The following is a 24,124-nucleotide window of genomic DNA, read 5'->3' as shown; positions in this document are numbered from 1 at the left end:
CGCTCGCAAGTCAACTCACAACCGACGAATATCGGCCACCGCAGGCAACTCTTCTGACTGGTAGACCATGAGCAGATACTCTCCAGCCCTCTCCCGCTCGGGATCGATGGCCGCTCGGATAGAACCCACACAAGCGCGACTGGCAGACCGGGCTACGACAACAAAGGCCAGGACGCGGTTCGGTAAACGCAGGGGACGGCCTGGCGATGGATGGGGTATAGTGGAGTCTGCGCTGAGGCCTGCTGGCGATCGGTCAATTGATCCCCCCTACCTTGCCAGCACTGCTGTCCCAGCCACCTCCCAAGGCTTTATAGATCGCGACGATTCCACGGTACTGATCTGTTTCACCCAAGGCTTGGGCATCTTCGGCGTTGAGCCGCTCGCGCTGCGCATCCAGCAACACCAGATAATCCACCGTCCCTTCCTTGTACTGGATGGCGGCGAGGTCGGCGGCGGCACGGCTCGACTCGCTTTGCCTGATCAGCGACAACAGCCGTTGCTGACGCTTGCCATAGTCGCTGAAGGCGTTTTCCGACTCTTCCAGCGCCAGCAACACTTGCTGTTCATAAGTGGCCAGGGCGCCTTCGGCATTGGCGTCGGCCCCCCGGATGCGCGCCCGCACGCTGCCCAGGTCAAACGCCGCCCAAGTAATGCTCGGGCCCAAGCTCCAGGCCCGGGCGGCGCTGGAGCCAATCTGTGAACCTCGACCGGCGGTGAAGCCGAGGAAGCCGCTCAGACTCACTCTCGGAAACAAATCCGCGGTGGCCACGCCGATATCCGCCGTAGCGGACGCCAGCCGGCGTTCGGCGGCGAGCACATCGGGGCGCCGGCGCAGCAGTTCGGCGGGATCACCGATCGGCAGCGCTTTGGCAATGGCCGGCAACTTGGCGGAACTCAACGACACGCTCAAGGTATTCGGGCGCTCCCCCAACAGCGTGGCGATGCGGTTTTTCTGCCGCACCTGCTCCGCTTGCAGTTGCGGCACCGTGGCCTCGACCGCCGCCAGACGTGCATCGGCACGCACCACATCGAGTTCATTGCCCACACCGGCGTCCCGTAAGCTGACCGTCACGGCGCGCGAGTCCTGCTGATTCTTCAAGTTGGCCAGGGCGATTTTTTCCCGCAGTTGCGCGCCCCGTAGTTGGCCATAGGCGTCCACCAGTTCGGCAATCATGGTCACCCGCAGTTGATACAAGTCCGCTGCGGCGGCGTCTTCCTGAGCATCGCTGGATTCCAGTTGACGCTGAATCCGCCCAAACAAGTCGACCTCCCAGGCCATGTCCAGGCCTAGGTCGTAGCGTTCCTGATTGACGCGGCTCTCGGTCTGGCCGGGCACTTGTCCCTTGCCCTGCTGGCTGCTAACGCGGCTGGTGACGACCGGCAAATTGTCGTTGCTGACGTCATCCCGAATCGCCCGGGCCGCTTTCCAGCGGGCAAAGGCGACGCGCAGATCGCGGTTGCCTTCCAGGGATTTGCTCACCAACTGGTTGAGCGTGGGGTCATCGAACTGCTGCCACCACACCGTTTCAAACCGCGACTGATCGTAGTGCCCGCCCTGGACCGACACGACAGTGGCCGGCGCGGTGTCAGGTGTTTTGTAGTCGGGGCCCACGGTACAGGCGGCCAACGCAACAACCAGAAGGCTGGGTAAAAACAGCTTGAAAGCGTTCATCAGTGAGCCTCCGAATTCAGCGAATGGATTGGGTTAACACGAGCCGCTTTACGCGCGTTTTTGCGCTCGATGGCGCGACGAATCAGCACGAAGAACACCGGCGTCAGCAGCAAGCCGAAGAAGGTCACACCGAGCATCCCGGAGAACACCGCAACCCCCATCGCCCGGCGCATTTCTGAACCGGCACCGGTGGAAGTCACCAGCGGAATCACGCCCATGATGAACGCGAAGGACGTCATCAGAATCGGCCGCAAGCGCATGCGGCAAGCGTCCAGCACGGCATCCAGCGGCGACATGCCCTGCTCCTGTTTGTCCTTGGCGAATTCGACGATCAGGATCGCGTTCTTGCACGCCAGGCCCACCAGCACGATCAGGCCGATCTGGGTAAAGATGTTGTTGTCGCCCTTGGAAATGATCACCCCGGCAATCGCCGACAGCAGGGTCATCGGCACAATCAGGATCACCGCCAATGGCAGGCTCCAGCTCTCGTACAGCGCCGCGAGGACCAGGAACGCCAACAGCACGCAAAGCGGGAACACCAACAGCGCGGTGTTGCCGGACAGAATCTGTTGGTAGGTCAGGTCGGTCCATTCGTAGGTCATGCCGTTGGGCAGTTCTTCTTTGAGCAACTTTTCTATCGCTGCCTGGGCCTGGCCGGAGCTGTAGCCCGGCGCGGCGCTGCCGTTGATTTCCGCGGTGACGAAGCCGTTGTAGTGCGAGACGCGGTCAGGTCCGGAGGTCGGGCTGACCTTGACGAACGTGGCTAGCGGAATCATCTCGCCTTTGTTGTTGCGTACTTTCAACTGACCGATCTGTTCCGGCTCCTGACGGAACTGCTGTTCGGCCTGCACGTTGACCTGATAAGTCCGGCCGAAGCGGTTGAAGTCGTTGGCATACAGCGAGCCCAGGTACACCTGCAACGTGTCGAAGATGTCGTTGATCGCCACGCCATGGATCTTGGCTTTTTCCCGATCAATCGCAGCGTCCACCTGCGGCACGTTGACGGTGTAGCTGGTGAACAAATTGGCCAGCTCCGGAACACTGCGGCTCTTGCCGATGATGTTCATGGTCTCTTTGTACAGCTCTTCGTAACCCAGGTTGCCCCGGTCCTCGATCTGCAGGCGGAACCCACCGATGGTGCCTAAGCCTTGCACCGGCGGCGGCGGGAACACCGCGATGTAGGCGTCCTGGATGCCACCGAACTTGGCGTTGAGCGAGGCGGAAATCGCCCCGGCGGACAGGCTCGGGTCTTTGCGCTCGTCGAAGGGCCGCAAGCCGATGAAAGCGATGCCGGCGTTCGGGCTGTTGGTGAAGCCGTTGATCGACAGGCCCGGGAACGCTACGGCGCTGTCGAAACCCGGCTCGTTCATGGCGATGGTGCTCATGCGGCGGATCACCGACTCGGTGCGATCAAGGCTCGCCGCGTCCGGCAATTGCGCAAAGGTCACCAGGTACTTTTTGTCCTGGGTCGGCACGAAGCCGGTTGGCGTGGTGCTGAAGCCCACGTACGTCATTGCGATCAGGCCGGCATAGACCAGCAAGGCCACGCTGCTGCCCCGAATGACCTTGGCCACGGCAATCACGTAGCCATGGCTGGCCTTGTCGAAGAAGCGGTTGAAGGGTTTGAACAGCCAGCCACCGAGCAGACGATCCAGCACTTTGGAGAAGCGGTCTTTCGGCGCTCCGTGTGCCTTGAGCAACACTGCGGCCAATGCCGGCGACAAGGTCAGGGAATTAAACGCCGAGATCACGGTGGAGATGGCAATGGTCAGGGCGAACTGCTTGTAAAACTGCCCGGTCAGACCCGAAATAAAGGCTGCGGGGACGAACACCGCACACAACACCAGCGCCGTAGCGATGATCGGCCCGGTGACCTCGCCCATGGCTTTTTTGGTCGCCTCGACCGGTTCAAGACCTGACTCGATGTTTCGTTCGACGTTCTCCACCACCACGATCGCATCGTCGACTACGATCCCGATTGCCAGGACCAGACCGAACAGCGACAGCGCATTTAACGAGAACCCGAACAGGTGCATCACGGCAAACGTACCGATCAGCGACACCGGCACCGCGACCAGCGGAATGATCGAGGCGCGCCAGGTTTGCAGGAACAGAATCACCACCAGCACCACAAGGATCAACGCTTCGAACAGCGTATGGACCACCGCTTCAATCGAGCTGCGGACGAAGATCGTCGGGTCATAGACGATTTCATAATCCATGCCTTCCGGGAAATTCTTCTTCAGTTCGGCCATCTTCGCCCGCACCTGGTTGGAGATGTCGATGGCGTTGGACCCCGGACGCTGGAAGATCGGCATCGCCACCGCTTCCTCGTTATTGAGCAAGGCGCGCAAGGCGTACTGGTTGGAACCCAACTCGACCCGGGCAATGTCCTTGAGACGGGTGATTTCGCCGTTAGGGCCGGCTCGAACGATGACGTTCTCAAACTCTTCTTCGCTGACCAACCGCCCCTGGGAGTTGATCGACATCTGGAAGCTCGTGGCATTTGGCGCAGGCGGCGAACCCAGCTGCCCGGCGGCGACCTGACGGTTCTGCTCGCGCACCGCGTTGACCACATCGGTCGCAGTCAGATTGCGCGAAGCGGTCTTGTTCGGGTCGAGCCAGATACGCAGCGAGTAATCGCCGATGCCGAACATCTTCACATCGCCAATACCGTCCAGGCGCGACAGCTCATCCTTGACGTTGAGGATCGCGTAGTTCGACAGGTAGAGCATGTCGTAGCGTTTGTCCGGCGACACCAAGTGCACCAACAAGGTCAGCTCGGGAGACGCCTTGTCGACGGTGATGCCGATACGCGTCACTTCCTCGGGCAGCTTAGGTTCGGTGCGGGTCACACGGTTCTGCACCTGAACTTGGGCGTTGTCCAGATCAGTGCCCAGGGCGAACGTCACGGTGAGGGTGAGTCGGCCATCCGCCGTGGATTGCGAGGACATGTACAACATGTTCTCGACGCCGGTGATGGCTTGCTCCAGAGGCGCCGCTACAGTTTCACCAATGACTTTCGGGTTGGCGCCGGGGTAGTTGGCGTGGACGACCACGGTGGGTGGCACCACTTCTGGGTATTCGCTGATCGGCAGCTGGAACAGCGAGATCGCGCCGGCAATCAGGATAAGCAGCGACAGCACCGCCGCGAAGATCGGTCGCGTGATAAAGAACTGGGAAAACTTCATGTTGGTGCTCCTTATCCGCGAGGTGCGGCGGCTGCTTCCGCTTTCACCAGTGCAGGTGATTGCGTGGAAACCGGCTGATGGGAGGCTTCAATTGCCTGACGTTTTTGCTCAAGGATCGACACGACTTCAGGACTCGCCATTGGCGCATCCTCAGGACTGATCACCGCGCCGGGCCGCACGCGCTGCAGGCCGTTGATGACGATACGATCGTCTTTTTGCAGACCGCTGCGCACGATGCGTAAGCCTTCAAGTTTCGGTCCCAAATCGACGCTGCGATAAACAGCCTTGTTGTCCTGATCGACCACCAGCACGAATTTTTTGCCGAGGTCGGTGCCCACCGCTTCATCTTTGATCAGCTGGCCGGGATAGGCGGCGCTGCCTACCAGTTTCAAGCGCGCATACAGACCGGGGGTGTACTGCCCGTCAGCGTTATCGAACACCGCGCGTCCACGAATGGTGCCGGTTTTCGGATTGACCTGGTTGTCGACAAAGTTCATCTGCCCGAGGTGACTGTTGCCCTCCTCGTTCGACAAACCCATGTACACCGGAGTGGCTTGACCGCGCTGCCCCTGGCGGGAAAGCAGGCTGTATTTGAGGAACATGCGTTCGTCCGCATCGAAATAGGCGTAGACCTTGTCGGTGGAGACCACGCTGGTCAGCGGTGTGGTGTCGGCGGTCACGATATTGCCGGCGGTGATTTCCGCCCGGCTGACCCGGCCAGTGATCGGTGCGGTGACGCGGGTGAAACTGAGGTTCAACCGCGCCAGGTCCAACTGCGCCTGAATGGCGTCGACCCCGGCCCGGGCTTCCTGGGCTGTGGTGGTGCGGGTGTCGGCCAGCTCGGCGGAGATCGCGTTGCTGCTCAACAAGCGCTGGCCGCGCTGCGCTTCGTTGCCGGTACGGACCAGCGTGGCGCGGGCCTGTTGCAGCTGCGCCTCGATACGATGCACTTCGTGCTCGAACGGACGTGGATCAATCTGGAATAGCAAATCGCCCTTCTTCACCAATACGCCATCGGTGAAGGCTACACGTTCGATCTGGCCGGAAACCCGTGGACGAACCTCAACGGTTTCCGGTGCTTCCAGGCGTGCGGTGACTTCATCCCATTCGGTAATGGGCTGCTCCAGCACCTTGGCCACGGTGACGAGCGGCGCACCCGGCGCCTGGGCGGCATTGGGTGTGCGTTCACACGCGGTAAGCACTACCAGCGCCAGTGCAGCAAGGGGATAACGCAAAGGTTTGAGTGACTGTTCCATAGGTAGTGTCCGCCAGACGGTTTGGGAATTTCCGGATTCTCGGCGTCGCGCGAGGTCGCGACGAATTGAACGGAGTGAAGTTGGCTATCACCAATAATGATGACCATCATGTTTAAGGGCAAACCCGCTTAAACCTTGGTATTGGTGAGCACGGTACAAACGGAATCCAGCGCCGGCCCCAACGCCTGCGCAGCATTCAACGCTCGCTCAGTGGGCACCATCCGGCGACCGATGCGCTCGAACAAAGGGTCGTTGAACAGCTTGCGCAAACGCACCAGCGCCGCGCTGACCGCAGGCTGGCCCAAGGATAATTGCTTGGCGGCGCGGGTGAGATTACGTTCCTGGATGAGCGCCTCGAACACCACTAACAGGTTCAGATCGATACTGCGCAGATCATTACGATTCATGAGTCCGGTCCACGTAGAGATTTTCAACTTGAGCCACAGGCTCGGGATCCGCCAGACTTGCGTCGTTTCGGGCAAAGCCATTGCAGCGACCTTATATGACGATCATAATAAATACCAGCCTCTCAGCGACGCTTTTACCAAGTGCAACCGACTGGGCCACAGGAGCAGTCTCATGAAAGTCACAAAAGACCAGGCCGCCGCGAACAAAGAAGCGATCCTCACGGCTGCGTCCCGGCTGTATCGGGAAAAGGGCATCGATGGCATCGGTATTGGTGAACTGTCGCGCTCCGTGGGCCTGACCCATGGCGGCTTCTACGGACAGTTTCCGGGCGGCAAGGAACAACTAGCCTCAGAGGCCGTCAGTCGGACGTTCGAGTCCAATATCCGGGACTGGCAAAACGCCAAATCCATTCCCGAACTGATCAAGGGTTACTTGACGCAAGCGCATCTTGATAACTGGACCGAGGGCTGCCCTATCCCCGCGCTGGGCGCCGACGTGGCCCGCACGGGTGGGACCGTCAGTGTTTCCTTCACCAAAGGCGTCGAACGCTTGATCGAAACGTTGATGGCGTTGGTCGATGGGGAAAGCCATGACGAGAAGTATCTGGAATCGCTGCGCATCCTGTCATCGATCGCAGGGGCTATGCTGATTGCCAGGGCGTTGAACAAGCCTGAGTTATCCGAGCAGTTTCTGCAGTCGGTGATCAGTGCTTGGCCTACTGCTCCCGCACCAAAAGAGCGGGCTGCGTAGCGCCATTCAATTTTTTTCATATGGGGACAAGCTAAAACCATCCTCAGCCCTGATCGAAGACTCTCGCGAAACACCTCTGAAACGTGGGCGTCTGATCGACTAGCGGCAGATCAAGTTAGATGGTACGGCAACTTGGGTGGGCTGGATTGCAGTATCACCTGCTGGACTGCACTGCCGAGCAATCCAATGACGACGCTGAATCCATTGGCATAAACGACAATGGGAAACTGGTAGAGATACAAGCCCCTAAAGCTCTGACTATTTACAACGCTTAGGTCAACTCGCCATTTCGGGAGAAACGTTGTGCGTATTCCGTTGGGCTAACCCCAAGACGTCGCACAAATGCATTCCTTAGGACATCCACGCTGTGGTAACCACAGCGACGTGCGACTTCTGATATCGACTGCCCTCCAAGCTCAAGTTCTCTACAGGCTGCTTCCACCCTAACGTCCTCGACGTACTTTGCCGGCGAAGTCTGCAGCTCTTGCTGGAACATGCGTAATAACGTCCTGATGCTTGTGGAAAGCCTGCCGGCCAGTGCTTCGACTGACAGTTCCGAATTTAGATTTTCCCTGATCCACTGGCATAGCTCACCCAGATTCGTACCGGGTACATCCTGCGACCGACTGGTGACACTGAACTGTGCCTGTCCACCAGGACGCCGCAAGAACAGGAGCAGGTTTTTCGCAATGTCCAAAGCGACGTCATCGCCTAAATCCTCGCTGACCAATGCCAGTGCAAGATCGATCCCGGCGGATGTGCCAGCCGACGTGTACACATTACCGTCTTTGACCCAGATCAGATCTGGATCAACCTGTACATTTGGATAGCGCTCAGCCAGCGCGCGCGTCATCTGCCAATGCGTCGTGGCCTTGCGCCCCTCCAGGACTCCTGCCTCGGCAAGTGCGAACGCACCTACACTTATCGAACACAGGCGCCTCACCGTCTCGGACTGCGAGCCAATCCATGTGATAGCCGCCTCATCAAGCTGACCCATTACTTCCCAGCCCGCAGCCACGATCAACGTGTCGATTGCTTTGTTTTCGAGGCGCTCTTGCGCAAGCGTCCTGTGCGCTGTGAGTTTGAAGCCGGTGCTGTTCTCCAGATGTTCATTAGCATCCGAACAAACCAACTCAAGTACGTAGGGGGCAGCCTCCCTGTCGTACAGACTATTCGCAAAGGCGAACACATCTGCGGGTCCAACCACGTCGAGCGCATCTATGGGCGGCATGGCCAAAATCACCACTCGCTTTTGCGTCCGACCTACAGTTGGATGAGTTGCACTGGTCTTTTTCTTCACGGCCCGCTCCCGCCTTTGTCATGGGCGCATATTGGCACAAATCATTGTAAATAGTTAATATTGCCAAACTGAAAGACACGTTAAACATCTGGCGACTTCATTTTCAAGGAGCAAAATTCGAGTGAGCGGCATTTTTCGACACCGTGCCAGTGACCGAACGAGGCTAGACGAATGAGTGTTTTGGTAAGTCGCCGCAAGGTTATTGCAGGCTTAGGAGTATTGAGTCTCAGCCTACTGGCCGGCTGCGATTCTGGAGGTAGGCCGCTGTACAAGTACGGCAAGGATCTGAGTGATCAGATACTTGGGCGCACATTCAAGTTAACGGATACCGACGGCTATGAGACGTCGCTCTCAAGCTTTCGCGGCATGATGCCAATGGTGATATTTGGCTTTACCAAATCCCCTTCGATCGTCCCCACTGCCTTGGCTCGCGCGGTAGAAATCAAAAAAATGATGGGCAAAGACGGCGAGCGTTTTCAGGTCATATTTGTCACCTTAGACCCCGAACGGGATACCCCAGCGATATTGGATGCCTACGTCAAATCCTTTGATCCGTCATTTGTTGCCCTTTACGGCACGCCGAAGGAAACGGCCGCCACCGCGAAAGAGTTCAATGTGGCCTACGAGAAAATTCCCAGCGGATCGACGTACACACTGTCTCACTCAACCACGAGCTATGTTTATGACTACAGGGGAACGCTGCGCCTCGGCCTGTCTCAATCGCTTTCTGCGCAAGAGTGCGCGGAAGATTTGCTGAACCTTATGGAGATCTGCGAATGATCTCCAGTGCGCTCCCTTCGAAATTGATGAATGACATACCGACCAAGCACTTAGGTCTAAGGCATTGAGCTCAAGTTAGATTCGATTGACGCTAAACCGCTGCCTGTATTCGCCCGGGGTCAACCCAGTAACCCTGATGAAAATTTTGCGGAACGCGCCAGGGTCGCTGTAACCAACTTCCCACGCAATAGCCTCGATCGGCAACGTACTGAATTGCAGCATCTCACGGGCACGGCCAACTCGCAGCCTCTGACAATAATCGATGGCGGTGAAGCCTGTGGCCTTGCGAAAACGCCGCAAAAACGTTCTTTCTTCCAGGCCGGAGCGCAGAACCAGCGACGCAAGGGCCGTATCTTTCGCACCCGTCGCCTGTAGCCAATGCTGGACTTTCAGAACCGGGGCGTCGCCATGAGTCAGGTTTGGAGAAAAAGCACTGTAGTAGCGCTGCTCTCGGCCGGGCGGATCTACCAGCAAATAATGTGCGGTTTCCGCCATGATGACCGGCCCTAGAAAACGGTCGACCAACTTCAAACCGAGATCAATCCACGCCATCAGCCCCCCCGCGCTGATGATATCGCCGTCATCAATGACAAGCCGATCGATATCAAGATGCGCATCGGGAAACCTTTGCCGAAACAAGTCGGCATGGTCCCAGTGCGTGGTGACCGATCGCCCCGCCAGCAGACCGGTTTCAGCCAACAGGAAAGCCCCTCCGCAGACAGAACACAACGTTGTGCCCGCGCGATGATGGCCGAGGAGCCAGTCAACAAACGGTGCAGCTTCCTGCGACGAGACTTGCGTACCCAAGCGAGGTGGCATCAATAGCACTGTAGGAGAGCCGCCGGCCTCCCCCGCCTTCTCCCCGACTCTGACAGGTGTGCCACTGGGTCCCTCAACCTGCCATTGGCTGACCTGCAGGAAAACGCCCGCCTCTTTGTAGTGCTGCGCCGCAAAGCGATCCGCAACCCCGAATAGATCAATCAAACCGTGCACGGCCGCAAGCTGTACGCCAGGAAAAAGGACGATGCCGATTTCAATTGTGAGAGGTCTGGTCATGTGTCGGTATTCACCCTGTTTATGTCGATATCGCCACGAGACACTATCACGCCTGCGAATCATCATGTCAAAAGTTTCACCACCAAACGAAAGGGGTAGGAGATGACAAACGAAGTAGCAACAGCCGCAACTCCAGAGTGGCGAATTGCAGGTGAATGGCTGGACGTCTGTTCGTGCAACTCACCGTGCCCATGCACGTTCGCTCAACCTCCCACAGGCAATCATTGCGAAGTGCTGTGGGCGTACCGAATCAATGAGGGTCACTACGGTCCGACACCCATGGCAGGCCTGAAAGTGGTCCTGCTCGCAAACTTCACCGGCAACCTTTGGGACGGCGCTTGGCTGGATGCAGGCGTATTCCTCGACTCTGCCGCCGACGATGCACAGCGAGCGGCCTTGGCGGCAATTTTCACCGGCCAGGCCGGCGGCTGGATGACACAGTTCGTACCAACGCACGTGCGTGAGCTCAGGGGTGTCGAGTTTGCGAAGATTTCAGTCGACATCGAGAGCACGCTCGAACACTGGCGGGTGACCGTCGATGACAAGGTCGAAGCGAGTGGCCAGGCCATGAAGGGGCCGACCTCCGATCCGACCAAACTGCTGCAGAGCTTCAATCCACCCGGCAGCGAAGTCGGCCCCACCGACGCGCCCGTGACTTGGGGCAAAAGCGTTGCGGGCCGTTGGAAGGCATTTGGGTTCGATCAAAACATCCCGGCCGGCCAAGCGAGTAAGCATATCCCCTTCGACTGGCACGGACCGGACGCACCATGATGAAATCGGTCCTCTCCGCCTCACGATCCGCAGCTTCTGCGCTCGGGCGGGGTCAAGCGGGCTTAGGCTGGACGATAGTTGTCGTTGCGCTCAGCCTCGCCGCCTGGTTCGAAATGCTGGTGGTCATGGGTGACATGGATGAAGGGCCAGGAACCCCGCTACACGGCTTACCCGCCTACCTTATTGGTTGGGTTGTCATGTTGACAGCAATGATGCTGCCGTCAGAACTCAACTACATTGCGGCGTTTGCCGCCATGCTGAAGTCCCGCGGAGGAAAATCACTTGCACGAACGCGGCGCATGGCTTGCTTTATAGCGGGCTATGGCGTCGCCTGGATTGGCTACGGTTTGGCGGCCTATCTGCTGGACTATGCGATTCGTGCCCTCAACCTCGAGTTTCTTGCGTGGTACAGCGCTGGTCCCTATTGGGCTGGCGCTGTTTTGATTATCGCGGGAATCTTCCAGGTCTCGGCCTTGAAAAATGTTTGCCTTACGGGATGCCGTTCGCCGCTGTCTTTTTTCGCTCAATATTGGCGAGGGGGCGATTTCGGGGCTGTTCTGATGGGCGCGCGACACGGCATGGTCTGTGTGGGCTGCTGCTGGGCGATGATGGCGGTGATGTTCGCTGTCGGCGTCATGAGTCCTATCTGGATGGCATTGCTGACCCTGTTGATGTTCGCTGAAAAGGTACTGCCCAGTGGGCATAAGCTCGCGATTCCAATCGCCGTGTTCCTCGGAGCCATGGGGATTTGGATGGCGCTGTCACCCGACACAGTACCGTTTCTGAAAAACCCTATGACAGGCACCATTTGCAAGCCGCATGTGCACTGACTTACGGAGTGAATTCGTTTTCCGTAATGGGGACGGCGGCATTTTATGCCGCCGCCCTAGTCTTTTGCCCATCGCAGCGAACTACGCCATCTCGCCATTGGGCGAGAAGCGTTGTGCATACTCCTTCGGGCTCACGCCAATCCGCCGCACGAAGGCTTTTCTCAGGACATCCACGCTGTGGTAGCCACTCCGCCGCGCGACCTCTTCCATAGACCGTCCACCCAGTTCAATCGAGCGACAGGCAGCTTCTATTCGTACGTCCTCGACATACTTCGCCGGCGTGGTCTGCAACTCTCGTTGGAACAAGCGGATTAACGTCCTGACGCTGGTGGAGAACTTGTCCGCGAGTATTTCTACTGTCAGGTCCGAGTGCAGGTGTTCCGCAATCCACAGGCACAACTCATCCAGATTGGAACCAGGAACATGCTGTGATTGAAGAGCAACGCTGAACTGCGCCTGCCCGCCAGGACGCCGCAGAAAGAGGACAAGATTTTTCGCGATCTCCATAGCCACTTCATCGCCCAAATCTTCGCTGACCAACGCAAGCGCAAGATCGATGCCGGCGGAAATACCGGCTGACGTGTAGACGTTGCCGTCCTTGACCCAGATCGGATTAGGATCGACCTGCACCTGGGGGTAGCTATCGGCCAGGCTTCGCGCCATACGCCAATGAGTCGTTGCCCTGCGACCATCCAAAAGTCCTGTCTCAGCCAGAGCGAACGCCCCGACACAGATCGAACACACCCGCCGAACACTCTCGGACTTTGTTCTTATCCAATCGATAGCGGACTCGTCCACCTGCTCCCGAGCTTTCCAGCCCGACGTCACGATCAACGTGTCAATTGCTTCGTTGTCACTACGTTCTTGGTCAAGCGTCTTGTGTGCCATCAGCGCGATGCCCGTGCTGCTCTCCAGGTGCTCGTTGGCGCCTGCAGAGACCAGCTCGAGTAGATAGGGTGCGGTGTCACCGCGATGCAACCGATTAGCAAAGGCAAACACCTCAGCTGGGCCGGTCACATCGAGCGAGTCCACTGGAGGCAACCCCAAAATCACCACTCGCTTTTGCTTGGCACTGATAAGCGGATGGCTTGCTTTCGTTGACTTGCTCACGGCTATCTCCCCACACATACGAGATAAGCATATTGGCACAAAAAGACCGAAAATAGTCAATTACGCCAAGCAAAAATACCTAGACTGAACTTCAACCCGATTCAACGCTGAGGAAGCAATCATGAGTACACCAATCATCATCGGTGGCTTCAGTGCTCCAGACTCTGAACTCGCCCGTAAAGCATCTGCCCTCGTCGAGCGCGTCCACTCAAAGGCGCTTTTGCACCACGTGCACCGGACATGGTGGTTTGCCGAATTCCTGGGCCAACAACGTGGCCTGAAATACGACCGCGAGACGGTTTACCTCGCCGCGCTTTTACACGATCTGGGACTGACAAACGAATTCTCTGCCGACCAACGCTTTGAAGTCGACGGCGCAGATGCCGCTAGCCGCTTCCTGCTTGAGAACGGTTATTCGAAGTCGAAAACTGAACTCGTGTGGGATGCAATCGCGCTTCACTCGAGTGCTGGCATCGCCGACCGCAAACAGCCGGAGATTGCCCTCATTTACCTCGGCGCCCATGTCGACGTTATGGGGCTGAACATTGAGCAGATCACGCCTTCGCTGATCGAAGATGCCCTCGCACTCTACCCTCGTATCGGGATGAAGGCCGCCTTTACCGAGGCAGTTGCCGAAGTCGCCCGGAAAAAACCTTTTACTGCCATCGGCACCGGGCTCGCTGATGTCGGACGTCGCCACATCCATGGTTTCGATTGCCCGAACGTGTGCGACCTGATTGATAACGCCCCCTTCGACAGCTGACAAACGACGTTGCGCAGCAGAACGCTCTACGACACTTCAGTCTTGATAAGACCTGACGCAGTGTCCTCCGCCGAGCAACGTGCGTATCACCAACACCGGAGAATTTATCATGCAGCAACGTAAGTATCTCGTCACCGGGGCCACCGGAAAAACAGGCGTGTATACCATTCGTTATCTCCTCAACGGAGGGCACGCGGTACGAGCTTTCGTTCACAAAAAAGACGAACGTAGCGAAGCACTAAAGAATGAGGGCGCCGAAATATTCGTTGGCGATCTCTTGGAGCATGACGACATCATCCGGGCGATGGATGGGATCACAGGTGCTTATTTGTGTTACCCCGTTCGGCCAGGCTACATCCAGGCGACTGCCTACTTTGCAGATGCTGCTAAACGAGCGGGCGTCGAGGTCGTCGTGGAAATGTCGCAGATTTCTGCTCGTGAAGACTCATTGAGCCACGCGGCCCGCGACCATTGGATTGCCGAGCGCATTTTCGACTGGTCTGGTGTGCCGACCGTCCATATCCGCCCGACGTTCTTTGCTGAATGGCTGATCTTCCCGTGGGTCCTTGATCAGATCGTTAAAGAAGACAAGATCACGCTGCCATATGGTGGTGGAAGACACGCGCCGATTGCCGCTGAAGATCAAGCTCGATTTATCGCCACCGTTCTCACGCAGCCTTCTGGTCATATCGGAAAGACCTACCCACTTTATGGCCCGGTCGAACTGGACCACGAAGAAATTGCCGATGAGATCAGCAGCGTTGTAGGCCGAACTATCACCTACAGCCCATCGACCATCGAAGAATATAGCAAGCACTTGGAGACCTACAATCTGCCGGACTTTTTGATCCAGCATTTCCTTGCCGTTGCTATCGACTACCAGAACGGAATTTTTGCTGGTGAAGATGGAGTGATTGGCGAGGTAACGGGTCAGCCTCCACAAACAGTTAGCGACTTCGTTCGTGCTAATAAAAAAGCATTTGAGTCGTGATTTTTTTTGGCGCATGCGTTGGGTGTTTGTTGTCTTCGCATGCGCCATTTTTAACTCTTGGATTGACTGGGTGCAGGCGTCATCTGACTGGCTGCCGGCTGTATTTCACTTCCTGCGGCCAAACTAAATCAGGTAAGCGTAAACATTTTCATTAAGGTTTTTTCGACGAAAAAATTGCTAACCACAACTCTCCACAGAGGTACCTGCAATGAAAATCAGTGGCAATACTATATTTATTACAGGAGCAACTTCTGGCATTGGACGCGGGCTTGCCGAGGCCTTTCACAGTAAAGGAAACAAGGTAATTATCGGCGGCCGCCGCAAGGCACTGCTGGATGAAATCACCCAAGCCAACCCTGGTATAGATTCGGTAGAAATCGACGTGAGTAACCCGGCGGAGATCGCCAGCGTCGCGGCAGATCTCATCCATAAGTACCCGGAATTGAATGTCGTAATCAATAACGCCGGCATCATGCCGTTCGACGATGTAACGGGCCCGCTCGACGATGCACAATCCACTTACCTGGTAGACACGAACCTGCTGGCACCGGTACGTATCAGTGGCGCGTTCATCGAACACCTGAAACGCCAACCACTGGCGTACATCATCAACAATAGCTCCACGGCTGCTTTTATTCCGATGGCAATGTTCGCGCTCTATTCCGCGACCAAAGCCGCCATCCACTCTTATTCGCTTTCCCAACGCTTCGCGTTGCGCAACACCAGCGTGCACGTCCTGGAAATTGCGCCACCTTGGGTTGATACCGACCTCGTTTATAAAAGCGGTGACGAACGCGCCTTGCGACTGGAGCCCTTCATCGAGCAAACGATGGCGTTGCTGGAGACTGCGACAACCGAGGTCGTCGTTGATGCTGGCCGCCAACTGCGCAATAGCGCAGGCCCGGGCGAACACGATGTCGTGAACTATCTCAACCAAATGTTCATTGACCATCCACTTCCGAAACCTTGACCTCGGGTCGGCAGGCCATCAAGCCATCGATGGCCTGCTGGTTGCGCCAACGTCAACATTCCACGCGGGAAATTTTACCTTGAGTCTTTTTAACGATTTCAAACTGGGCGACCTGGTTCTGAAGAACCGCTTCGTCATGGGCCCGATGACACGCTCCCGTGCTTTTCAAGACATCGCCACTGAACAAACGGCGCTGTACTACACCCAACGCGCAACAGCTGGCTTGATAGTTACCGAAGGTACGCCTATCTCGCGAGAGGGCCAGGGCTATCTGTTCAACCCAGGCATTTACACGCCAGAGCAAATTGCTGGCTGGAAACTCGCCACTGATTCGGTGCACAGCGTCGGCGGCAAGATTTTCGCCCAGTTGTGGCATGTGGGTCGCGTCTCCCACACCTCGCTTCAAATCGACGGTGCCGCCCCTGTCAGCGCAACCGGGAAGGCTGCAAATGGCGCTACAGCCTACGCCTACACCGAGAATGGTGAGCCAGGTTTTATGCCGACATCCACGCCCCGTCCCTTAGCGACCGACGAAGTACGCCGCGTGGTCGAAGACTTCGCCCAGGCCGCTTCTAATGCCATAGAAGCTGGCTTCGACGGTGTTGAGCTGCATGGCGCCAACGGCTATCTGCTCGAGCAGTTCATCAACCCGATGGTCAACGACCGTACCGATCACTACGGCGCGCAGAACCTGGAAAACCGCCTGCGGTTTGTTTTCGAAGTGGTGGACGCTGTGTGCGAGCGCATCGGCGCAGATCGTGTGGGCATCCGTATTTCGCCTTACGGTCAGTTGATGGACATGCCGCTCTACCCGGAAATCGACGAAACCTACATGGCCCTCTGCGCGGGTCTGGGCGAGCGAAATATTGCCTACGTTCACGTCATGGATCAAACACACTTTTTCCTGGCAGCTGAGAATTCGATAGCCCGCGAGGATGCATTGAAGGCACTCCTACGCAGCTGCCGCAAAGGCCTGAACACGACCGCATTGATCCTGGCTGGAAACATGACACTGGAGCGTGCCCGCGAATTGGTCGAAGCCGATCTGATCGACTTGCCGGCGTTCGGCCAACCCTTTATCTCCAATCCCGACCTGGTGGCGCGACTGCAAAATGGCTGGCCGCTGACGCCGCCGGATCGTGACACCTACTATCAGGGCGAAGCCGAAGGCTATATCGACTACCCGCCGTACGCGGGATAGGTTACCGCTTGGATGATTGCCCCCCCAGACCAGAGTAGGCGGCGAAACCTGCTCACTTTGGCTAGGGGCATTGCGTATCGCGTTAATGGATAGGTGAGCCCAATGTCTGAACAAACCCTGGCTGTACACTCCCCTTACGATGGCACTGTCATTGGCAAAGTGGAGGTCTCTACCCTGGCAGATGTGGAGCAGGCGCTGGCTGTCGCGCATAGTATTTTCCGCGACCGTAACCAGTGGCTGTCAAAGCCAAAGCGCATAGAAATCCTGCACCGCGCCGCCGAGTTGATCAGTACGCGCAAGGTACAGATTGCGACCCAGGCCGCCAACGAAGGCGGCAAACCGTTGAAGGACTCCATCACTGAAGTAGAGCGCGGCATCGACGGTATCCTCAACTGCATCGAAGTACTTCGCACTGAAGCCGGTCATGTTGTCCCCATGGGCTTAAACGCTACTTCCGCAAATCGTGTGGCGTTCACCCAATATGAACCTATCGGCGTAGTCGCCGCGGTCTCGGCGTTCAACCATCCGTTCAATTTGATTGTGCATCAGGTGATACCGGCCATTGCTGTCAGCGCGCCAGTGATCGTAAAACCCGCAGCCAACACTCCGCTCAGTTGCCAGACCCTGCTCGATATTTTGGCTGAAGCTGGCCTGCCAAAAGGCTGGGCTCAAATGGTGCTGCCAACTGATAACGCTATTACCGGCAAGTTGGTTTCTGACCCGCGAGTAGGTTTTTTTAGCTTCATTGGGTCCGCTGCCGTCGGTTGGATGTTGCGTTCGACCCTTGCCCCAGGCACTCGTTGTGCTTTGGAGCACGGCGGCGTGGCGCCGGTGATCGTCGCTGCCGACGCTGACCTTGACGACGCCCTGCCACGTATCGCCCGCGGCGGTTTCTGGCACGCCGGACAGGCATGCGTCAGTGTGCAGCGAGTTTTCTGTCACCGCAGCATCGCCACACAGGTCGCGGTGCGTCTAGGCCATATAGGTAATGCTTTGATGGTCGGTGATCCAGCTAGCATCCATACCGACGTCGGCCCACTGATCGCTGAACGCGAAGTTGAGCGAGTTGGCCAATGGGTCGATGAGGCCATTGCCGGTGGTGCACGCTTGATCACAGGCGGTAGTTCGCTGAGTCACAACTGCTATGCGCCCACGGTGTTGTTAAATCCGCCGATTAACTCGAATGTGATGCAGAAAGAAGTGTTCGGACCAGTGATCGCGGTGTACGCCTACGAAGACCTCGCAGATGTAATTAAGCTGGCTAACGCCCTGCCGTTTGCCTTTCAGGCCGCAGTGTTCACCCAGGATCTGGACACCGCCATGCAGTGTTACCAGAACCTTGACGCTACTGCCGTCATGATCAATGAGAACACACTGTTCCGAGTGGACTGGATGCCGTTCGCCGGAGCGCGGTTGTCCGGTCATGGCGTAGGTGGGATCCCGCACACCATGAAGGAAATGCAAGTCGAGAAGATGATGGTCTGGCGCTCTCGGGCAGTACTCGGTTGAAAGCATGATGCTTGGCCAGACAAGCTTCTGGCCGAGATTCCCACCGCATAAAACTTCCATAGGCGCGAGGTACTCGCCATGAGCCAAAGACTGAATAGAATCAAAGGTATTTTGGCTGCAGAAGCCAAGGCTATCAGCAGTGTTGAAATCGACGATCGTTACGACCAAGCCATTGAACTGATGAAAACCTGTGAGGGAAAACTGATCATCACCGGCATCGGCAAAGCGGGGTTTATCGCTAAGAAATTCGCGGCGACGCTTTGTTCAACGGGAACCCCTGCTGTCTACATTCATCCCGCAGAGGCCGCTCATGGTGATCTCGGCGTCATCGAGAAAAATGACCTGATTTTTGCGTTTTCTACCAGTGGGAAAACTCGAGAAGTCATTGAACTGATTAAGTTCAGCCGGCACCTTACTTCCGGGAAAGTTATCGCTATCACTTCTCATCCAGAAAGTGAACTCAGGGACAACGCTGATCTGGTTCTCGATATGGGAATTATAGAAGAACCCTGCTACTTGGGCTTGACTCCAAGCGCGAGCATCGCAGTCATGAGCGCGATTAGTGACGCTATTACTCTAACGCTGATGGAGGAAAAAGGAATCACGCGCCACGATTATGGTATTCGCCATCATGGTGGTTACCTAGGCCATAAGGCCAGGCTGGACAATGAATAAAAACTTAAAGCGACCGTAACCAATGAATCGTAGCAATCTGTACGGTATCGATTTTAATTTGTTAGTCATTTTTGAGACGCTGTTTCAAGAGCGGAGTATGGCTGGTACCGCGGAGAAGCTGTCGCTAAAACAACCGGCTGTCAATGCAGCGCTGAAGCGCTTACGCACACTGCTTGACGACCCCTTGTTTGAGTACATTGGGCGGAAGATGGAGCCCACAGCCATGGCAATACGCGCTGCACATATGCTTACCCCAGCTCTGGATTCAGTCTGTACTGCAGTGAGTGCGATGAGCAACGTTAAGCCAATGATCAGCCCTGTTGAGTTTCACATCGGTGTCAATCTTGACATTGCACCCGCTCCGCTCTTTACGTTGACCAAGAGAATCACGTCAGCAATGCCTGGTGTAGGGTTAGTCGTACGGTATACAAGTGCCGAACAAATGTCTGAGATGTTAATGTCTGGCGACATTTCAGTGGGTGTAGGCCACGCACCCAATTTAGCGCCTGAACTACAGAAAACCGCACTCGGAAAAACTGCTATCTGTCTTGTTTGGCGCCGCGCAGATGAATCTGATCCGGCCGAGGTCTGGCTTCGAAGTGAACTATTGAAATGTTTCAACGAGAAAACCTAAACCCCATAGCCCTTACGAGATCAGAAAAGGAACGGATGGCCAATGTCGATCTCAAGATGATCACAGCACTGCACACGTTTACTCGCTCGTTCAACATGATTGGCGGACCATCGGTAACATTGTCTTGTGGCGTGGGTGAAAGCACGACTCCTATTGTGTTTCAGCTGGTAGGAGCGCAATTTTCCGAGGGCAGGCTACTGAATCTTGGCCACGTGTTTCAGCAGAGTACCGAATGGCATCGCCGTCGCCCCGACCTCGCATCCTGAGGCAGCGCGTGCCTAACCAAATCCCGCGCGAGGGAGTGTCTGATGAACGCTGTTATAGAGCTGTACGGCGCCCAAACCGGCAACAGCCTGAGGGCTGCAATCGCCTTGGAAGAAGCAGGTGTGCCGTACACGGCACGCCTATTGAATCTGCGGGCACTTGAGCACCGCGACCCGGCGTACCTGGCGCTCAATCCCGCTGGAAAAGTCCCAACTCTGATTGATAACACATCAGTACCGGCACGGATCATCAATCAATCAAACGCAATCATTCAGTTCGCCGACGCTAGTGCTCCCGGCCGGCTAGCCCCCGCACAACTTGGATCGGAACGTGATCGGGTTTTTGATCGGTATTTCTTTTTCGTGACTGACGTCATTGCGCCTAGCCACGCAGCTTTCTTCTTGCGCCAAACTGGACTTGACGATGCAGCTGCAAAGATCGAGCGGCTTGTCATCGAGCAACTGGTCTATTCGGAAAGTTTTCTTACCGACGCCTTCATGGCTGGCGATCATTTCTCCATGGCAGATATCTCAGCGTTCACCATTGCTGCATCAGTACGTGACAAATTGAACTGGGCAACGCTGCCTCGCTTATCGCGGTGGTTCAATGCAGTCGATGCTAGACCTGCCGTACAACGGGGAATAAGAGCTTTCGAGAAGCCGTAGTCGCAATCTTGGGGAGCACTCCGACAACCAGATTCTCGGCCCACGTGCAAATTCTAAATTTGGCAGGCTATCGCGACTTTCGCAGCAGGATTGTCGCGCGAGATACTGCTGAGCTATCTACCCGCGTTCTTTACAGGCTGCGTACTTTGCTTGATCGCCGCTATTGGCATATTGACGGTCAGACAGAAGGAAAAGAAAGCTGCATTAGTCCAGAACGCGTGATGAATCATGCCTATGACTCCGAGGGAACTATAGGCTTGGACGGAGGCTGTCGTTCACGGAAGCAGAATGTGTGGAAGTTTAGGGTGACCGGTCGGAAGTCGTCCGGATCGACGTCGCCATAGAACCCAGCATATCGGCCGATGATTTTCTCCAGCCTGCTCGGTTCATGCCTCAGAAGGTAGGTTTGGGGGTATTGCTTGTCGGTGCTGGAGGCCAATATCAACCAGACTCCGTCGGCTCGGTGCCTTTGCCGAAATGGTGGGAATATTCCATTGGGCTCAAGCCGAAGCGGCGCGTAAATACCCTCCTGAGCACGTCGACGCTGTGGTAACCGTTCCGGCGACTGATGTCGTGCATCGATTTCTCGCCAAGCGCAAGCGAACGGCAGACAGCCTCCAGCCGGACGTTTTCGACGTATTTTGCAGGTGTGGTCTGCAATTCTCGCTGAAACATTCGTATCAACGTTCTGACGCTGGTTGAAACTCTGGCTGCCATTATCTCGACTGTGAGATCCATATGCAGATGCTCACTGATCCAGAGGCATAATTCGCTCAGACTTGAATTGTGCGCATGCTGTGACTGAAGCGCGAAGCTAAACTGCGCCTGTCCGCCCGGACGATGCAAGTACAGAACCAAATTCTTCGCTATCTCCATGGCGAAGTCGTTTCCAAGATCTTCACTTACCAGCGATAGCGCGAGGTCGATTCCGGACGATATGCCAGCCGACGTGTAGACATTGCCGTCTTTCACCCAAATGGGAGACGGATCGACCTGTACCTTGGGATAGCGCTCCGCCAAGCGTCGTGCCACGCTCCAATGAGTCGTCGCCCTGCGGCCGTCCAGAAGACCCGCGGCAGCCAGCGCGAACGCCCCAACACATATAGAGCACACGCGCCGCACAGTCTTCGAGCGCGCTCGAAGCCACTCTATGGCTTCCTGGTCGATCTGTTCGAACGACCTGGAACCCATTGTCACGAGCAAGGTGTCAATGGGTTTGTTCGCACGCCGCTCTTGCTCGAGTGTGCTATGCCCTCTGAGTGCAATACCTGTTTCGCTCTCGAGGTGCACATCAGCGGCAGAGCTAACTAGTTCGAGCAAGTAAGGGGCAAGTCCACCGCGGTCCAGTTGATTCGCCCACGCGAATACTTCCGCTGGGCCGATCACGTCGAGCGCGTCCACCGGTGGCAAACCCAATATGACAATCCGCTTTTGCCTCATGTTCGCAGGCGGAGCGGCTGGTTTCGTAAATTTTCTCATTGGAGGAGGCCCCGTGCGTCCGGGCTTAGAGTGAACATTTGTGGCAGAAATAGTCTTGGATCTGTCACTTGTGCTCCGTCCGAACAGCTTAGACTGAAATTCGCTGCCCCTCGCATTGCCTCGGCGAACCTGCCATTCGTGAGCACGTAGATAGACGCGGAGAACGGAAATGTTTGGCACTGGACACCTGTCACCACTCGAAAGTCCCGAGGCGGTCGCAACAGCTATTCGCCAATTTATGCAACATCTGAGGACATAGCTCTAAGGAGATGCCTGAAGGGCTGTTCGCCCTATGACCGTCGCTTGTGGGCCAAGTGGACAGGCCGGTTGCTGCAGAGGCTTGTGGCGTGGGTGGGAGCCAAGCGCACTATAACGAACCTTACCCAATCGGGGTAAGACGGAACGAGCGAACCGAGCATTCGCTTTGCAGTGTCAGTGCTAACTATTTGTTTAGGAGGTAAAGATGCGCTTCTTTCCGAAGGTAGTTGCTGCGCACAAGATTGATCCCGATAAGCGAGCGAGTGCAGTTGATTTCGTCAACCGAGTCAATTGGCTGTTCGAGACATGGGATCTCGAGGAAATGATCAGTTCATTTACTGCTGATGCGAAGGTCATTCATTTCAAGGGTGAAGTAAGCGGCGAATCCAACATCCGCCATTTTCTCACTGAGATCTATCCTTATTTGGTTCCAGGAATCAGTCGTTGCGGCTCGGGTCATATTGTTGATGAAGAAGAAAATGGACTCGTTGCAGTCCGATATCACAACCTTCTTGTACGCTACGCGGTACCGGAAGACGCTCCGAAAATGAGCGACGGCGAGCTGACCGAGAGCGATTATCTACCGATGATCTGGATGTATTCGCCAATGCTTGATCGACTTCGCGAGACCGAAAACGGTTGGAGGATCGCCGAGCGCTACATCGGCGGCTCAACGACGAATCGCCGACTGACGCCGCCAGATATCTCCGCCGCTGCAATACGACCTTTCCTGCCTGGTACTTAAGGAAAGCCAAGAGCTGGCTGCTCGGGCTGGCCAGCACTGGACATCCCGAGCAAGGGCCTTCGATCCTTCTGTTGCACTGCTCCTGGAGTTTTGAATATGAAGATCAAGAATTCAGTCGTGTTCGTCACGGGAGCGAGTCGCGGACTCGGCCTGGCATTTTCCCGTGAGGCACTCGCTCGCGGTGCTACAAAGGTCTATGCAGGGATCCGCAATCCCGAAGACTTCAATGAGCCCGGCCTCGTTCCAGTCAAGCTCGACGTCACCGATCCAGAGTCCGTCATCGCGGCTGCAAGGATCGCTTCCGATGTGACTCTGCTGGTGAACAATGCCGGGATTGCCGAGATCACCGAGTCGCCTTTTTCCGAAGGCGCAGATGATCAAACGCGGCGAATCTTCGAAACGAATTTTTATGGCCTTATGCGAACGACTCGTGCGTTTCAGGCTTCCCTTCCCAGCAATGGCACGGGCGGTATCATAAATGTATTGTCCGATGTCACTTGGAGAAGCGTGCCAATGCTTGCACCGTATTCAGCATCGAAGGCAGCGGCATGGAGCTATACCAACAACATCAGGGTGCATCTTAAAGAAAGAAGCATCCAGGTGGTCGGTTTGCATGTTGGCTTCGTGGATACCAACCTCACGAAGGGTTTCGACGTGCCGAAGGCGAACCCGATGGACGTAGTCCGCCAAGCCTACGACGCCCTTGAGGCGGGCGAAAGTGAGGTTCTGGCGGATGAAGGTACTCGTGCATTGAAGCAAACGCTTTCGTCCAAGGTTCCAGCGTACATCGATCCTGAAATTCTCTAGTCGAGGGACGCATGAACTGAATCTCACTCGAGACTCAGG

22 protein-coding genes are annotated in these 24,124 nt (G+C 56.3%); 14 read left to right on the top strand and 8 right to left on the bottom strand.

Annotated elements, in window-relative coordinates:
* Positions 1-253: 253 nt before the first annotated feature.
* From AC1RL4_RS01190 to AC1RL4_RS01175, 4 genes are all read right to left on the bottom strand, one after another.
* Entirely contained in the window at positions 254-1,672 is a 1,419-nt protein-coding gene (locus AC1RL4_RS01190; protein WP_461771745.1) for an efflux transporter outer membrane subunit, read from the bottom strand.
* Positions 1,672-4,863, bottom strand: a complete 3,192-nt coding sequence (locus AC1RL4_RS01185) for an efflux RND transporter permease subunit (protein ID WP_461771746.1) — start codon at positions 4,861-4,863, stop codon at positions 1,672-1,674. The genes AC1RL4_RS01190 and AC1RL4_RS01185 overlap by 1 nt, the downstream gene beginning before the upstream one ends.
* 11 nt (positions 4,864-4,874) lie before the next feature.
* Positions 4,875-6,119, bottom strand: a complete 1,245-nt coding sequence (mexE, locus tag AC1RL4_RS01180) for a multidrug efflux RND transporter periplasmic adaptor subunit MexE (RefSeq protein WP_461771747.1) — start codon at positions 6,117-6,119, stop codon at positions 4,875-4,877.
* Between the two features lie 128 nt (positions 6,120-6,247).
* The gene (locus tag AC1RL4_RS01175) at positions 6,248-6,526 is read right to left on the bottom strand and encodes a LysR family transcriptional regulator (protein ID WP_008075261.1); all 279 of its coding nucleotides are present in this window, start codon (positions 6,524-6,526) and stop codon (positions 6,248-6,250) included.
* Positions 6,527-6,698: 172 nt separating this feature from the next.
* Here AC1RL4_RS01175 and AC1RL4_RS01170 point away from each other — a divergent pair, with 172 nt between their 5' ends.
* Positions 6,699-7,277 carry a TetR/AcrR family transcriptional regulator gene (locus tag AC1RL4_RS01170; RefSeq protein WP_008075259.1) on the top strand — a complete coding sequence of 193 codons (579 nt, stop codon included), beginning with the start codon at positions 6,699-6,701 and terminating at the stop codon, positions 7,275-7,277.
* 271 nt (positions 7,278-7,548) lie between these two features.
* On the opposite strand, the gene AC1RL4_RS01165 is transcribed toward AC1RL4_RS01170, so the two are convergent.
* Positions 7,549-8,577, bottom strand: a complete 1,029-nt coding sequence (locus AC1RL4_RS01165; protein WP_461771748.1) for a GlxA family transcriptional regulator — start codon at positions 8,575-8,577, stop codon at positions 7,549-7,551.
* A gap of 171 nt (positions 8,578-8,748) precedes the next feature.
* On the opposite strand from AC1RL4_RS01165, the gene AC1RL4_RS01160 reads away from it, so the two are divergent.
* Complete coding sequence (locus AC1RL4_RS01160) at positions 8,749-9,357, top strand: SCO family protein (RefSeq protein WP_063321045.1); 609 nt, start codon at positions 8,749-8,751, stop codon at positions 9,355-9,357.
* 75 nt (positions 9,358-9,432) lie between these two features.
* Here AC1RL4_RS01160 and AC1RL4_RS01155 read toward each other — a convergent pair whose 3' ends face one another.
* Positions 9,433-10,413 (bottom strand): GlxA family transcriptional regulator, encoded by a 981-nt coding sequence (locus AC1RL4_RS01155; protein WP_008075254.1) that lies wholly within the window; start codon positions 10,411-10,413, stop codon positions 9,433-9,435.
* Between the two features lie 102 nt (positions 10,414-10,515).
* Between AC1RL4_RS01155 and AC1RL4_RS01150 the strand changes: the two genes are divergently transcribed.
* Complete coding sequence (locus AC1RL4_RS01150; RefSeq protein ID WP_461771749.1) at positions 10,516-11,184, top strand: DUF1326 domain-containing protein; 669 nt, start codon at positions 10,516-10,518, stop codon at positions 11,182-11,184.
* Positions 11,181-12,014, top strand: a complete 834-nt coding sequence (locus tag AC1RL4_RS01145; protein WP_008075252.1) for a DUF2182 domain-containing protein — start codon at positions 11,181-11,183, stop codon at positions 12,012-12,014. The genes AC1RL4_RS01150 and AC1RL4_RS01145 overlap by 4 nt, the downstream gene beginning before the upstream one ends.
* 81 nt (positions 12,015-12,095) lie before the next feature.
* Here AC1RL4_RS01145 and AC1RL4_RS01140 read toward each other — a convergent pair whose 3' ends face one another.
* Positions 12,096-13,142, bottom strand: a complete 1,047-nt coding sequence (locus AC1RL4_RS01140; protein ID WP_429571112.1) for a GlxA family transcriptional regulator — start codon at positions 13,140-13,142, stop codon at positions 12,096-12,098.
* 103 nt (positions 13,143-13,245) lie between these two features.
* Here AC1RL4_RS01140 and AC1RL4_RS01135 point away from each other — a divergent pair, with 103 nt between their 5' ends.
* From AC1RL4_RS01135 to AC1RL4_RS01100, 8 genes are all read left to right on the top strand, one after another.
* Positions 13,246-13,887 carry an HD domain-containing protein gene (locus tag AC1RL4_RS01135; protein ID WP_024777177.1) on the top strand — a complete coding sequence of 214 codons (642 nt, stop codon included), beginning with the start codon at positions 13,246-13,248 and terminating at the stop codon, positions 13,885-13,887.
* 109 nt (positions 13,888-13,996) lie between these two features.
* Entirely contained in the window at positions 13,997-14,878 is an 882-nt protein-coding gene (locus AC1RL4_RS01130) for an NmrA family NAD(P)-binding protein (protein ID WP_461771750.1), read from the top strand.
* A 208-nt stretch (positions 14,879-15,086) separates the two neighbouring features.
* Positions 15,087-15,848, top strand: coding sequence for an SDR family oxidoreductase (locus tag AC1RL4_RS01125; protein ID WP_461771751.1), 762 nt, complete (start codon positions 15,087-15,089; stop codon positions 15,846-15,848).
* A 79-nt stretch (positions 15,849-15,927) separates the two neighbouring features.
* Positions 15,928-17,049, top strand: a complete 1,122-nt coding sequence (locus AC1RL4_RS01120) for an alkene reductase (protein WP_461771752.1) — start codon at positions 15,928-15,930, stop codon at positions 17,047-17,049.
* 102 nt (positions 17,050-17,151) lie between these two features.
* Positions 17,152-18,558 (top strand): aldehyde dehydrogenase family protein, encoded by a 1,407-nt coding sequence (locus tag AC1RL4_RS01115; protein WP_461771753.1) that lies wholly within the window; start codon positions 17,152-17,154, stop codon positions 18,556-18,558.
* Positions 18,559-18,636: 78 nt separating this feature from the next.
* Positions 18,637-19,233 (top strand): SIS domain-containing protein, encoded by a 597-nt coding sequence (locus tag AC1RL4_RS01110; protein ID WP_008071439.1) that lies wholly within the window; start codon positions 18,637-18,639, stop codon positions 19,231-19,233.
* Between the two features lie 22 nt (positions 19,234-19,255).
* Entirely contained in the window at positions 19,256-19,867 is a 612-nt protein-coding gene (locus AC1RL4_RS01105; protein ID WP_461771754.1) for a LysR family transcriptional regulator, read from the top strand.
* A gap of 308 nt (positions 19,868-20,175) precedes the next feature.
* On the top strand, positions 20,176-20,796 hold the full coding sequence (locus AC1RL4_RS01100) for a glutathione S-transferase family protein (RefSeq protein ID WP_461771755.1): 621 nt from the start codon (positions 20,176-20,178) through the stop codon (positions 20,794-20,796).
* A 441-nt stretch (positions 20,797-21,237) separates the two neighbouring features.
* Here the strand turns inward: AC1RL4_RS01100 and AC1RL4_RS01095 are convergent, their stop codons facing one another.
* A complete protein-coding gene (locus tag AC1RL4_RS01095) occupies positions 21,238-22,275 on the bottom strand; it encodes a GlxA family transcriptional regulator (RefSeq protein WP_024777169.1) in 1,038 nt (345 codons plus the stop codon).
* Between the two features lie 463 nt (positions 22,276-22,738).
* Here AC1RL4_RS01095 and AC1RL4_RS01090 point away from each other — a divergent pair, with 463 nt between their 5' ends.
* Positions 22,739-23,278 (top strand): hypothetical protein, encoded by a 540-nt coding sequence (locus tag AC1RL4_RS01090; protein ID WP_008433925.1) that lies wholly within the window; start codon positions 22,739-22,741, stop codon positions 23,276-23,278.
* A 96-nt stretch (positions 23,279-23,374) separates the two neighbouring features.
* A complete protein-coding gene (locus AC1RL4_RS01085) occupies positions 23,375-24,085 on the top strand; it encodes an SDR family oxidoreductase (protein WP_461771756.1) in 711 nt (236 codons plus the stop codon).
* Positions 24,086-24,124: the final 39 nt, after the last annotated feature.

Source organism: Pseudomonas sp. GW822-FHT07A10 (assembly GCF_058798795.1).
Note: the sequence above shows the minus strand (reverse complement) of the source record. Positions and strands in the feature narration are given on the sequence as shown.

Excerpts from the sequence above, each read along its gene's own strand:
- AC1RL4_RS01155 (WP_008075254.1), bottom strand. The coding sequence starts at position 10,413 with ATGACCAGACCTCTCACAATTGAAATCGGCATCGTCCTTTTTCCTGGC.
- AC1RL4_RS01090 (WP_008433925.1), top strand. The coding sequence starts at position 22,739 with ATGCGCTTCTTTCCGAAGGTAGTTGCTGCGCACAAGATTGATCCCGAT.
- mexE (WP_461771747.1), bottom strand. The coding sequence starts at position 6,119 with ATGGAACAGTCACTCAAACCTTTGCGTTATCCCCTTGCTGCACTGGCG.
- AC1RL4_RS01170 (WP_008075259.1), top strand. The coding sequence starts at position 6,699 with ATGAAAGTCACAAAAGACCAGGCCGCCGCGAACAAAGAAGCGATCCTC.
- AC1RL4_RS01185 (WP_461771746.1), bottom strand. The coding sequence starts at position 4,863 with ATGAAGTTTTCCCAGTTCTTTATCACGCGACCGATCTTCGCGGCGGTG.
- AC1RL4_RS01160 (WP_063321045.1), top strand. The coding sequence starts at position 8,749 with ATGAGTGTTTTGGTAAGTCGCCGCAAGGTTATTGCAGGCTTAGGAGTA.
- AC1RL4_RS01175 (WP_008075261.1), bottom strand. The coding sequence starts at position 6,526 with ATGAATCGTAATGATCTGCGCAGTATCGATCTGAACCTGTTAGTGGTG.
- AC1RL4_RS01115 (WP_461771753.1), top strand. The coding sequence starts at position 17,152 with ATGTCTGAACAAACCCTGGCTGTACACTCCCCTTACGATGGCACTGTC.
- AC1RL4_RS01085 (WP_461771756.1), top strand. The coding sequence starts at position 23,375 with ATGAAGATCAAGAATTCAGTCGTGTTCGTCACGGGAGCGAGTCGCGGA.
- AC1RL4_RS01145 (WP_008075252.1), top strand. The coding sequence starts at position 11,181 with ATGATGAAATCGGTCCTCTCCGCCTCACGATCCGCAGCTTCTGCGCTC.
- AC1RL4_RS01150 (WP_461771749.1), top strand. The coding sequence starts at position 10,516 with ATGACAAACGAAGTAGCAACAGCCGCAACTCCAGAGTGGCGAATTGCA.
- AC1RL4_RS01105 (WP_461771754.1), top strand. The coding sequence starts at position 19,256 with ATGAATCGTAGCAATCTGTACGGTATCGATTTTAATTTGTTAGTCATT.
- AC1RL4_RS01190 (WP_461771745.1), bottom strand. The coding sequence starts at position 1,672 with ATGAACGCTTTCAAGCTGTTTTTACCCAGCCTTCTGGTTGTTGCGTTG.
- AC1RL4_RS01140 (WP_429571112.1), bottom strand. The coding sequence starts at position 13,142 with ATGTGTGGGGAGATAGCCGTGAGCAAGTCAACGAAAGCAAGCCATCCG.
- AC1RL4_RS01110 (WP_008071439.1), top strand. The coding sequence starts at position 18,637 with ATGAGCCAAAGACTGAATAGAATCAAAGGTATTTTGGCTGCAGAAGCC.
- AC1RL4_RS01095 (WP_024777169.1), bottom strand. The coding sequence starts at position 22,275 with ATGAGAAAATTTACGAAACCAGCCGCTCCGCCTGCGAACATGAGGCAA.
- AC1RL4_RS01130 (WP_461771750.1), top strand. The coding sequence starts at position 13,997 with ATGCAGCAACGTAAGTATCTCGTCACCGGGGCCACCGGAAAAACAGGC.
- AC1RL4_RS01125 (WP_461771751.1), top strand. The coding sequence starts at position 15,087 with ATGAAAATCAGTGGCAATACTATATTTATTACAGGAGCAACTTCTGGC.
- AC1RL4_RS01100 (WP_461771755.1), top strand. The coding sequence starts at position 20,176 with ATGAACGCTGTTATAGAGCTGTACGGCGCCCAAACCGGCAACAGCCTG.
- AC1RL4_RS01135 (WP_024777177.1), top strand. The coding sequence starts at position 13,246 with ATGAGTACACCAATCATCATCGGTGGCTTCAGTGCTCCAGACTCTGAA.